Below are 11,441 nucleotides of genomic sequence, written 5' to 3' on the forward strand. Positions count from 1 at the left end.
CTCAGTTCTCCGTTCGTGGCGGCTGCGGAACCATCTGATCGGAGCGCAACAGGTCGCCGACCGTGGCCAGACCATCGCGGACGATCCGTCGGCTGACGTCATCCACGGGGCCCACGGCCGTGACACCGTCCTGTACGACGACCACGCGAATGGCGTCGAGGTCTGCTTCCTTGCGGTCGAAGAGTTCGGAACTCTGGCTCGTCGCGAGGATCTGGGTATGCAGGCTCGCCTCGGTCAGTGCATCGAACAGAGCTCCCGCAGCGCTGGGATGGAGGGCGAGCTCCGGCTCCTCCACGGCCACGAGCGGCAGCCGCCCGTCGCGAGCCGCAGGCTGGAAGAGCGCCGCCAGGAGGCCGATGGCCCGGATGGTTCCCTCGGACATGGATTCCGCCCGGAATTCCATGGGCCGGGCACGGGGGCCGACGGACAACGTCATCTTGGCCGCGATGTAGTCGCCGTCCTCGGTGGACGGGCTGACCTGCGTCAGCTGCGGCACGATCGCCCCCGAGTACGCGGAGACACGCTCACGCACTACGGGGTCGAGCAGCCCCAGCACGCCGCCGAGGTGGCCACCGTCCTCAGCGAGCACGCCCGACCGGACAGCAGGTCTGGCGTCGCGGAGCGCGCAGAGCTCGGGCTCGTAGAAGAACATGCCGGAGAGGGCGTCACGCAGGCGCCCGTAGGTCTCGCCGCTGGCACTCACGAGCGGCAGATACAACTCGCCCGGCCGCACCCTGCCCGTACGCCCTGCCGTGGGCTTCTCGATGTCCCCGTTCTCCATCTGGAAGACGTCCCTGTTCTCCACCTGGAACCGGGCGAGGGGGCTGTCGGCCGGGCCGATCTCGCAGCACTCGCGCTGGACCCATGCTTCGACGTAGCTCTCCTCCGAGTCGGGGGCGTACCCGAAGGTGATCTCGTAGCGTCCGGTCAGGACGGTTTCGGTGGAGTGTTCCGGAACGTGGAACTCCAGGGCGATGGTGCACGCCTCGGCAGCCTCCGGAACCCGCCGCAGGACATCCACCAGCCCGCCACGCTCACCGACCGCCTCGGGAAGACCCCGGCTCACGGCGTCGCGGACGAACCGCAGGGCGTCGAGGAAGTTCGACTTGCCTGCGGCGTTCAGCCCGAGCAGAACGGTGAAGGGGCCGAGCTGCACGTCGCAGTGGGCGATGGACTTGTAGTTCTCGATGCGGACGCGGGTGATGAAGGGGGTGGCGGGGGGCGCAGTGTCTGTCATGTGGGATCGATACCTCGACCGCTGGCGGTGCTCACGTCGATCTGGCCGGTTACGGCGGCGGTGATGAGGGACTGGCGGCGCTCGGCGAGTTTGGCAAGCACTTGCCTGTGCAACGAGTTGAGCTGATCGATGCGGGCAGTTTCGGCGTCGAGGAAGGCAGTGATGCGGAGCTGCTCTTGCAGTGGCGGAACCCACAACTCCACCTCACCCAGTTCCTCGGCGTTGAGGTGAGGCTGGGCTGCGCGAGAGCTCGCCAGATTGATCTGGTCTTGGAATCCAGTGCTCAAGAAAGCATGCGCCAGGTATTGGGAATCAACGGACCGAGGTGTTACGCGAAGGTCGTATCCTGGGGCGCTTCCCGCCCACTTGCTGGTAATTCGGGCTGAATCACCTGTGTAGGCCCCACTCCGTACAACGAGGATCTCTCCCTCGTCGAGCAGAGGTGCTCTGTCGAGTGGAAGATCTTCGAGTTTGGCGTGGAGGAGGCCGCGTTCGGTAATCTTCCCTCGGGTGATATTCGTTGCTCGCAAAATCGGAATGCCATGTTCGGAGAGGGGGGGAGGTTGCCCCAATCCGTATCGGATCTGCGCGATCCGCTTCAGGGAAACGTATTCATTCATTTGGTTACCTCTCCCAGCAGCGCCTGAATCTCCGCCTCAAGTGACTTCAGCTCCGCATCGATCTCCGCCAACGGCCGCGGCGGCTCGTACACGTAGAAGTGCCGCGTGAACGGAATCTCGTAGCCCACCTTGTACCGCTCGGTCAGCTTCGTCTTCGGGTTCTTCAATTCTGCAACCCATGCGTCCTCGACGTGCCGCGTGACTTCCTCCGCCATGTACTCGTCGATGTCCTGGCCCATCGGCACGTTCTCCGCGTCGCGCAGGTCCGGGTCATGCTCGGGCTGCTTGCCCTTCGTGTACTGGACCTCGCCTTCCGGGTCCCGCACGCCCACCGCGCCCCACAGCGCCTTCTGGAATGCCGCACTCGACGGCCAGATCAGGCCGGCCGACGCGACGGCCGCATGCAGGGCGTCCCTGGCGTCGGCCTTCTTCGACCACACCTGTCCGATCAGCGGTTTGAGCGCAGCCACGAACTCCGCCTGCCGGCGAGCCACTTCCTCCGCATCCGTCGACTTGTCGCCCAGCACCTTCTGGAGCGATGCGGACGCGGCAAGCTCGGCCAGTGTGTCCTCCGAGATCTCGAAGCGGAGTTTCAGAGGGCGGTCCACCGTGATGCGGCGGTATCCGTACTCCTCGTTGCGGAGGATCTTCACCTTGGCGTGGTCCGGGTGTGCAGGGTCCGCGGCGATCTGCTCGGCGTCGCGGTACATCGCGCTGATGCCGCCGATCTGCTCGTCGGAGATCTCCTTGCGCTTCTCGCCGAGGGACTTCCGCCGCTTCACCCACTCACCGCGTGCGTCGATCATCACGACCTTGCCTTCGCGGTGCTTGGGCTTGCGGTTGCTCAGGATCCAGAAGTACGTGGAGATGCCTGTGTTGTAGAAGAGCTGGTCCGGCAGGCCGACGATGGCCTCCAGATAGTCGCGCTCCAGGATCCATCGGCGGATCTCCGACTCGCCGGAACCGGCGCCTCCGGTGAAGAGGGGCGAGCCGTTGAAGACGATGGCGATGCGTGACCCGCCGATCTCCTGCCCGTTCTCGTCCTTCTTCAGCGGGGCCATCTTGTGGAGCATGTGCTGGAGGAAGAGGAAGGAGCCGTCGTTGATGCGGGGCAGCCCCGCCCCGAACCTTCCGTTGAAGCCGAGCTCGTACTCGTCCTTGACGGCCTTCTCCGCCTTCTTCCACTCCACGCCGAAGGGCGGGTTGGCCAGCATGTAGTTGAAGTGACGGTCCTCGTGCCAGTCGCGTACGAAGGTGTTGCCGAGCCGGATGTTGTCAGGGGTGTGTCCCTTGAGGAGCATGTCGGAGCGGCAGATCGCGTACGACTCGGCGTTGATCTCCTGCCCGTAGAGATTGACCCGGGCACCCGGCTTGATTTCCTTGATGTGTTCCTCGGCCGCCGCGAGCATGCCGCCCGTGCCGCATGCCGGGTCCAGGATGTCGATGACCTGGCCGGGGCGCCGGATCAGCGCATCGTCGGGTCCCAGCAGCAGCTCGACCATCAGCTTGACCACTTCACGCGGGGTGAAGTGCTCACCGGCCGTCTCGTTCGAGGCGTCCGCGAACTTGCGGATCAGTTCCTCGAAGATGTACCCCATGTCGTGGTTGGTGACCCTCTTCGGGCTCAGGTCGATGCCCGCGAACTTCTGGATCACCTGGTACAGCAGTCCGGCTTCCTGAAGCCGGTCCTGCTGGATGTGGAAGTCGTACCGGTCGATGATCTCGGTGATGGCAGGAGAGAAGCCGCTGATGTAGTCCTTGAGGTTCTCGTAGACCCTTTTGTCGTCGCTGCCGACGGTCTTGAGGCTCTGCTTCGACGTGTTATAGAAGGGCAGGCCGGAAGTGACGAGAAGGACCGCGTCCTTGCGGTCTCCGGTGTACGAGGCGTTCCGGTCCCGTACTGCCTGACGGGTTCCCTTCTCCTCCATCACGCAGTCGAAGCGGCGCAGCACCGTGAGCGGCAGAATGACCTTGGCGTACTCCGAGCGCTTGTAGTCGCCGCGCAGCAGATCGGCCACCGACCAGATGAAGTCGGCACGTTCCTGATTGGTGTTGCTCACTCGGTACCTTCTCGCGATATGTCCGGCGCCAGGGCGCCGTTGGTCAGTCCGTCGTAGGCCAGGCGGGCGGCCCGGTCGCCCATCTTGGCAACTTCCTTGAGTCTTCGCTCGAACTCGCCCAGGTCCCGGAACGCGGTCCCGTAGCAGCGTTGCTGTTCTATCTCCATCTGCGGGAGCTGGGCACCTCGGAGATCCACTCGGTGGGTACCCGTTGTCGAGGTGTTGCGGCGGGTGTTGCTCGCGCTGCGAAGGAACCCGCGCAGGTAGTCCGTGTCGAGCTGATCGCTCGTGGAGACGGCCTCGTTCTCCTCCGTGCTCACCAACCCGGCCTGCACGAGATCCCCGACCTCCACTGCCGCGAAATCGTCTAGCGAGCCGACTCCCGGCCCTGGGGGCAGGCTCGGAAGCAGCTCGGCCAGTTCGCGCAGCTGTTGCTCAAGCTCTGCGCGCAGCGCCAGATACTCGGCCGGATACTCGGGCCGGGCCGCAGTCACGTACGCGGACGGGCTGAGGTCCACTTCCTCGCGCAGGAGGTCGATCAACGGCACGTGCGCGACCTGTCCGGCAGTCGGCTCCAGAGGGCCGTCCGGATCGTTCGCCGTGAGGTCGATCATGCGTACGGACGGGGCCGCCTCCTCCGCCGAGGAGGGGCGGCGGAGCTCCCACAGCAGGAGCGGCTGGTTGTGGCTGGTCGCCATCCCCGCAGGCAGGGCCACGATCGAGGCGAGAGCGCCCCGGCGTACGAGTTCCGTACGGATCCGGCGCCCGCTCCTGCGGTACGCGGCGGACGGTGCGAGGGCGATGAGGGTACGGCCCCCCGGCGCTGTGTGGGAATAGCAGTGCTGAAGCCAGGCGAGGTCACCCTCGGCACGGGGTGGGGCGCCGAGCTCCCAGCGGGGGTCGATCAGTAGTTCCTCTCGGCCCCAGTCCGTCTGGCCCAGAGGTGGTTCGCAGACGACGAGCTGCGCACGCAGTCCGGAGTACCGGTCCTCGCGGAGGGAGTCGCCCGCTTCGAGCCGGGCCTCGTTGCCACCGGCGAGGCGTGCTCTCAGCTGGGCCAGATGCAGCAGACCGGTGCTGATTTCCTGCCCTGTCCGGGAGGAAGCCTCGGCTCCGGCGACCGCGAACAGAAGCGATCCGATACCACATGCAGGGTCGTGTACGAGCCCTGTGACCGGGCCTGCGAAGTGAGCGAAAGCGCGGATGAGCCGCGGGGACGACAGGGCCTGCGCTCCACTGCGCCCGACCGAGGTGATGTAGCGGCTGATCAGATCCTCGAAGAGCTGACGTGCGGTTCTTTCGGCGGCCAGTTGGTCGACGGCTCCGCGCAGGCTGTCGGGGAGCGTGGCGCTTTCCTCGCGGAGCAGGTGCCCGCCGACATCGGCAAGGGCAGTAGTCATGTCGTCGCCGTATGAGGCACGCAGCGCCTGCCACAGGGCGACCTCGGGCGAGACGCCCCGCCCCTTGCGCTGGTCGGCCAGCCAGATCTCGATCTCCTCAAGGGCGAAGAGCGGGCCGGCCGCTGTTCCGCCGACGGGCGCCGGGAAGTTGTCATGGCGCCGACGCCAGTTGGCGACTGCGGCCCGGGTTACGCCGGCGAGTCGTGCGATCTGGGCCGCCGTGACGACAGGTGTTGAAACGGGTTCCTCGTCCTCCATGACGCCGAGGGTACACGTACCGAGGCAGCTGGTGAAAGTGTGAGCGCGTTGACAGTGCTAACGAAAGTCTGCCACTCTCCTTATGGTTTCGCTGTGAGCCTATGCCGCTCTGGTGGTCGGGCATTTCACGAAAGCGAGAGGTGCCCCGGTGCGCCCGGATACTCACGCGTCCGCCTCGCCCAGCCCGTCCGGCGCCCTGTCGAAGTCAAGGAGCAACCGTGTCGCCCAAGAAGCAGGCCTCGACTCGCAAGACCTCCCTGTACCGGCTCAATGCCCCCGCGGGCCCCGGGCTCGACCTCCATGCGCTGGTGGAAAAGCGGTACAGGGACAGGGAAGGCTTCACCGCCTCACCCGTCGACCACGCGGGCGTGGTCGGGCTGCTCGTGACTGGTTCCATCGAGCGCGAGCGCGCCGAATGGTGCGATGCCCTCTCGGAGCTCACGGGCGCCGACGTCCAGGTAGCGGGACGTACCTCCTCCGGCCTGCTGCTCGTAAGTACGGAGCAGGCCGTCTACGCCGTCACATACGGCATGGGCCACCACATGATCGATCCGGCTCGCCTCGATCTCGGCTTCGGTCTCCAGTTCGCACTCCGCTCCCTGGATCAGGACGGCATCAATCTGGTACGGCGCCACCTCATGGACACCCGCGGCCGCACTGACGAGAACTCGGCCGCTCGGGGCGGAAGCCTGCGCGACCTCGGTACCGAATGGATCGGTTCCATCGTCAGCAAGATCACTGGGACGGCGATCGATCTGCCGTTCACGCATACGTCCGCAAGCCGGCGGAGCCTTGGTGTCAGCTGCACCGACAGCTCCATCAGCCTTCCGCTGGGACGCTCCCCGCAGCAGTTCCTGAACGATCTGCGGGTCATCGAGGACGCCTGCACCCAGCCCACACCGCTGCCGGGCCTGGAGTCTCTGGCCAGGGTCCGCTCACTGAGCCGCAGGGGCAGGACCGCTGTCGTGAAGCGGCTCAACGAACAGCTCGACCTGTACCTCGGCGATCCGCATGCCACGGGTCTCGCCCTCAACTACCCGGGCGAGTGCGCCGCACATGTGACGGAGACGCGCGCCGTTCGCATCATGCGGGGATCGCGCGTGATCGCCGTCGACGATGTCGACATCGGCGACATCCGGCAGTTCGTCCGCGACCGCCCCGACGGACGTCGGTTGTCCACGCTGAAGGACGTCCGCGTCCAGCTCTTCGCCGACGAGGAGTGCAGGGAGCCCCTCAGTCCCGCAATTCCGGGACACCGCTGGATCACCGCTGAAGTGCGGAGCGGAGCCGCGCACCACTTCTACTGGCAGGGCAGCTGGTACGAGATCGGTGCCGAATTTGTCCAGGCGCTGCGGGACGATGTCACTGAGCTGCTGAACCGTCCGTCCGGTGTTGTGCTTCCGGCCTGGCCTGTGGGCAGGACGACCGACGAAGACTGGTTCAACAAGGAAGCAGCCAAGCAGCCCGGCTACGACCTCTTCGACAAGAAGAACGTACATACGGGGACCTTCCGCGGCGGCGGCCTCGAAATCTGCGATGTCCTCGGACCCGAGGGCCAGCTCATCATGGTCAAGAAGGCCGACAAGGGGAGCTCCAGCCTGAGCCACCTGTGCGCCCAGGTGCGGACGGCCGTCGAGGCGCTGCGTTACGACGTCGAGGTGCGGGAGAAGTTCCTCGGGCGGGTGGCCGAGCTGCGCCCGAACAGTTCGCCCGAGGACATCCTGGCCACGCCGACCGTCGTTCTTGCCATCCGCCTGAAGTACGGCGTTCCGATCACGGCGGACTCGCTGTTCGCCTTTTCCCAGGTCACCCTGTTGCAGACCGCGTTGGCGCTGCAGGGCATGGGGGCCAAGGCAGAGGTCGTTCCTGTCTATGCCTGAAGTGCCCGGCTTCGTGCAGGCCGTGCTCACACGGGCCGCAGCCACACCGTCGCCAGCGGCGGGAGCGTCAGCGACAGGCTGGCGTTCCTGCCGTGGGCCGGGACCGCCTCCGGTTCCAGCGGGCCGGGATGGCACACGTCGCCGCCGCCGTACCGTGCCGCGTCGGTGTTGAGGACCTCCGCCCACACGACCCGGTCGCCGGGCACCGTCGGGACCCCGAGGCGGTAGGCGTGCCGCACCACCGGGGAGAAGTTGCTGACGGCCAGCAGCGGCGAGCCCTGCGCGTCGAAGCGCAGGAACGCGAGGACGTTGTCCTCGGCCGCTCCGCCGTCCACCCAGTCGAAACCCTCCGGGACCGTGTCGCGCTGCCACAGCGCGGGCGTGGCGGCGTACACCGCGTTCAGGTCGCCCACCAGGGTGCGCACGCCCCGGTGATCGGCCTCCGCCCCGTACGAGGGGTCGAGCAGCCACCAGTCCGGGCCGTGCCCCTCCGACCACTCCGCGCCCTGGGCGAACTCCTGCCCCATGAAGAGGAGTTGTTTGCCCGGGTGGGCCCACATGAAGCCGAGGTAGGCCCGGTGGTTGGCGCGCTGCTGCCACCAGTCGCCCGGCATCTTGGAGACCAGCGCCTGCTTGCCGTGCACCACCTCGTCGTGCGAGATCGGCAGCACGTAGTTCTCGCTGTACGCGTACACCATCGAGAAGGTCATCTCGTGGTGGTGGTACTTGCGGTGCACCGGCTCCTTCGTCATGTACTGCAGGGAGTCGTGCATCCAGCCCATGTTCCACTTCAGCCCGAAGCCCAGCCCGCCGCTGTCGGTGGGCCGGGTGACGCCGTCCCAGGCGGTGGACTCCTCGGCGATGGTGACGACGCCGGGGTTGCGCCGGTAGACGGTGGCGTTCATCTCCTGGAGGAAGGCCACCGCGTCCGGGTTCTCCCGGCCGCCGTGCTCGTTCGGCGTCCACTGCCCGTCCTCGCGCGAGTAGTCGAGGTAGAGCATCGAGGCGACCGCGTCCACCCGCAGCCCGTCGACGTGGAACTCCTCGCACCAGTAAGTGGCGTTGGAGACGAGGAAGTTGCGCACCTCCTTGCGCCCGTAGTCGAACTCCAGCGTGCCCCAGTCGGGGTGCGCCGCGCGGGCCGGGTCCGGGTGCTCGTACAGCGGCCGGCCGTCGAACTCCGCCAGCGCCCAGTCGTCGCGCGGGAAGTGCGCGGGCACCCAGTCCATGAGGACGCCGATGCCCGCCCGGTGCAGCGAGTCGACCAGGAAGCGGAAGTCGTCGGGGGAGCCCAGCCGGGAGGTCGGGGCGTAGAAACCGGTGACCTGGTAGCCCCAGGAACCGCCGAAGGGATGCTCGGCGACCGGCATCAGCTCCACGTGCGTGAACCCCAGCTCCTTCACGTACGCGGGCAGCTGGGAAGCGAGTTGACGATACGTCAGGCCAGGTCGCCAGGACGGCAGGTGCACCTCGTACACGGAGAACGGCGCCTCGTGCACCGGTACGTCCCCGCGGTGCGCCATCCACTCCCCGTCCTGCCACACGTGGTGCCGGTCCGTCACGATCGACGCGGTGGAGGGCGGCACCTCGGCCCGCCGGGCCATGGGATCGGCGCGCACCGTGTGCGAACCGTCCGGGCGGCAGATGTCGAACTTGTAGAGCGCGCCCTCGCCGATCCCGGGCAGGAACAGCTCCCACACCCCGGAGGAACCCAGCGAACGCATCGGGAAACCGGTGCCGTCCCAGTAGTTGAAGTCCCCGGCGACCCGCACCCCGCGGGCGTCGGGCGCCCAGACGGTGAACCGGGTGCCCGCCACCCCCTGGTGCTCCATGGGCCGGGCGCCCAGGGCGGTCCACAGCTCCTCGTGCCGCCCCTCGCCGATCAGGTGCAGATCGAACTCGCCGAGCGCGGGCAGGAAGCGGTACGGGTCCTGCGTCTCGGTCTCGGTGTCCTCGTAGCCGACCAGGAGCCGGTACTCGGGCAGCGCGGGCATCGGCAGCAGCCCGGAGAAGAACCCGTCCCCGTCGTCGTGCAACCGCGCCCGCAGCCCCTTGCCGAGCACCGTCACGCCGCGCGCGTACGGACGCAGCACCCGCAGGACCACCCCGCCCCGGACCGGGTGGGCGCCGAGCAGATCGTGCGGGGCGTGGTGCGCGCCGGCCAGCAGCCGGGCCCGGTCGTCGGGGTCGAGGGGGAGCGCCGGCCGCACCCCGTGGGTGCCGGGCTCCTGGCGGGGGTGCGGCGGCTCGGCGCCGGCGTGCGCGGCGGCCGGCTTCTTCCGCCGGGGCCGGGCGGCCGGTTCCGCCGTCGGGGAGCCCGGGGGAGCCGTCCCGGCCGGTGCCCTGGGCGGCGCGGTCCCGGCCGGTGGCAGCGGTGGGGGCGGGGCGGCGTCGGTGGGGGCGGGCGTCTTGCGGGACGGCTTGCGGGCGGTCACGGGGACGGCCTCCTCGGTGGGTGCGGCTCGATGGGTGGGGGGTGCTGCGGAACGGAAGGGGCGGGAGGGGCCGCCGGGGCTCAGTCGGCGCCGGAGGCCAGCCGGTGGATCGCGGCCATCGGGACCGGCAGCCAGTCGGGCCGGTGGTGCGCCTCGTACAGCACCTCGTACACCGCCTTGTCGGTCTCGTGGGCGCGCAGCAGTTCCGGTTCGCCGCGCGGGTCGGTGCCCGAGGCGTCCGCGTACCCCTCGCAGTAGGCGGTCCGGCAGCGGGCCGCCCACGCGTCGTTCCACGGGCGGTGCGAGCGGGCCGCGTAGTCGAAGGAGCGGAGCATGCCGGCGACGTCGCGCACCGGGAGCTGGGGGCGGCGGCGCTCGGGCAGCGGCCTGGCCGGTTCGCCCTCGAAGTCGATCAGCGACCAGAAGCCGTCGGCGGCGCACAGGGTCTGGCCGAGGTGGAGGTCGCCGTGCACCCGCTGGAAGGCCCGCTCGCGCCCCCGGTCCCCCGGCGCGGCCACCGCGTCGAAGGCGCCGCGCAGCCCCGGGACGTACGGCACGAGCGCCGGTACCGACCGGGCCGCGGCCTCCAGGCGCCGCACCATCGCGGCGGCCAGGTGCTCGCTCAGGGAGCGTTGCGGGGCGGGCGTCGGCAGGGCGGCGGCGAGCGCGGTGTGCACCTCGGCGGTGGCCCGGCCCAGGGCACGGGCCTCGTCGGTGAAGTCCCGGCCCTCGGCGAGGGACCGCAGGGCGAGCTGCCAGCCGTCCCGCGCGCCGCTCAGGAACGGCTGGAGCACGCCGAGGGTGAGCGGCTCGGGGCCCGCGGCCTCGAACCAGGCGACGGGGGCGGGCACCCGCCCGCAGCCCTGGCGCGCGAGCGCGAGCGGCAGTTCCAGGTCGGGGTTGGTGCCGGGGAAGACCCGGCGGAAGATCTTGAGGATGAAGGCGTCGCCGTAGACGAGCGAGGTGTTGGACTGCTCGGTGTCCAGGACCCGTGGCGTCAGCCCGGCGGCGATGGGGGAGTCGCCCCGGTCGAAGCGCAGGGCGCCGAGGGTGCCGGGGGTACGGAACCGTTCCAGCAGGAGTTCGGCCAGGCGCGGGTCGCGCAGTCCCTCGTACACGGTGCGGCCGGCGAGCGGGCCGGTCGTCACGTGCCCGACGAGCGCGGGCGCCAGCCGGGGCGGCAGCACGGACCGTACCCCGAGCAGCAGTTGGTAGCAGTCGTCCGGCGGCTGCGCGGACATGGTCGGCTGATGGGCCCGGACCAGCAGGTGGAGCAGCCCGGTGCCGGTGCCGTCCACCGGCAGCATCTCGGTCGCCGACACCAGTGAGAAGCCGGTGACCGGCTCCCCCTTGCCCGCGAACCAGCGCTGCCGGGGCAGCCATTCGTGCAGCAGGGGGGCGAGTGACGGGAGGAGGCCCGTGCTGTGGGCCGGGGCGACCCGGGTGGATACAGCCTCCGACATGGTGTCGCGTCCTTTCCCCGGGCACACCACTGGAATGCGCAGAGTGTCCCGGATTGCGGCATTTGCTGTCCGGCTGCGCGGGACGTGT

Annotated in this window: 7 protein-coding genes; 1 reads left to right on the top strand and 6 read right to left on the bottom strand. The window is 68.8% G+C overall.

The window, feature by feature from the left end:
• Position 1 precedes the first annotated feature (1 nt).
• Genes ACFYW1_RS12350 through ACFYW1_RS12365 form a run of 4 tightly spaced genes read right to left on the bottom strand, consistent with a single transcriptional unit; the run spans position 2 to position 5,575 of the window.
• Positions 2-1,237: an AAA family ATPase gene (locus ACFYW1_RS12350; RefSeq protein ID WP_388990640.1), complete on the bottom strand. Its 1,236-nt coding sequence runs from the start codon at positions 1,235-1,237 to the stop codon at positions 2-4.
• On the bottom strand, positions 1,234-1,857 hold the full coding sequence (locus tag ACFYW1_RS12355; RefSeq protein WP_388990642.1) for a restriction endonuclease subunit S: 624 nt from the start codon (positions 1,855-1,857) through the stop codon (positions 1,234-1,236). Before ACFYW1_RS12355 ends, ACFYW1_RS12350 begins: the two co-directional genes overlap by 4 nt.
• Positions 1,854-3,917 (bottom strand): N-6 DNA methylase, encoded by a 2,064-nt coding sequence (locus ACFYW1_RS12360; RefSeq protein ID WP_388990644.1) that lies wholly within the window; start codon positions 3,915-3,917, stop codon positions 1,854-1,856. The genes ACFYW1_RS12355 and ACFYW1_RS12360 overlap by 4 nt, the downstream gene beginning before the upstream one ends.
• Positions 3,914-5,575, bottom strand: coding sequence for an N-6 DNA methylase (locus ACFYW1_RS12365; protein ID WP_388990646.1), 1,662 nt, complete (start codon positions 5,573-5,575; stop codon positions 3,914-3,916). Before ACFYW1_RS12365 ends, ACFYW1_RS12360 begins: the two co-directional genes overlap by 4 nt.
• Positions 5,576-5,793: 218 nt before the next feature.
• Between ACFYW1_RS12365 and ACFYW1_RS12370 the strand changes: the two genes are divergently transcribed.
• Complete coding sequence (locus ACFYW1_RS12370; protein ID WP_388990648.1) at positions 5,794-7,455, top strand: DUF6119 family protein; 1,662 nt, start codon at positions 5,794-5,796, stop codon at positions 7,453-7,455.
• Positions 7,456-7,481: 26 nt separating this feature from the next.
• On the opposite strand, the gene glgB is transcribed toward ACFYW1_RS12370, so the two are convergent.
• Positions 7,482-9,890: a 1,4-alpha-glucan branching enzyme gene (gene glgB / locus ACFYW1_RS12375; protein ID WP_388990650.1), complete on the bottom strand. Its 2,409-nt coding sequence runs from the start codon at positions 9,888-9,890 to the stop codon at positions 7,482-7,484.
• 80 nt (positions 9,891-9,970) lie between these two features.
• Positions 9,971-11,353, bottom strand: a complete 1,383-nt coding sequence (locus ACFYW1_RS12380; protein WP_388990652.1) for a phosphotransferase — start codon at positions 11,351-11,353, stop codon at positions 9,971-9,973.
• Positions 11,354-11,441: the final 88 nt, after the last annotated feature.

Source organism: Streptomyces sp. NPDC002669 (genome assembly GCF_042889165.1).
Lineage (GTDB): Bacteria > Actinomycetota > Actinomycetes > Streptomycetales > Streptomycetaceae > Streptomyces.

Bases quoted from the DNA above. Each gene is read 5' to 3' on its own strand.
- ACFYW1_RS12350 (WP_388990640.1), bottom strand. From the start codon at position 1,237: ATGACAGACACTGCGCCCCCCGCCACCCCCTTCATCACCCGCGTCCGC.
- ACFYW1_RS12355 (WP_388990642.1), bottom strand. From the start codon at position 1,857: ATGAATGAATACGTTTCCCTGAAGCGGATCGCGCAGATCCGATACGGA.
- ACFYW1_RS12365 (WP_388990646.1), bottom strand. From the start codon at position 5,575: ATGGAGGACGAGGAACCCGTTTCAACACCTGTCGTCACGGCGGCCCAG.
- ACFYW1_RS12380 (WP_388990652.1), bottom strand. From the start codon at position 11,353: ATGTCGGAGGCTGTATCCACCCGGGTCGCCCCGGCCCACAGCACGGGC.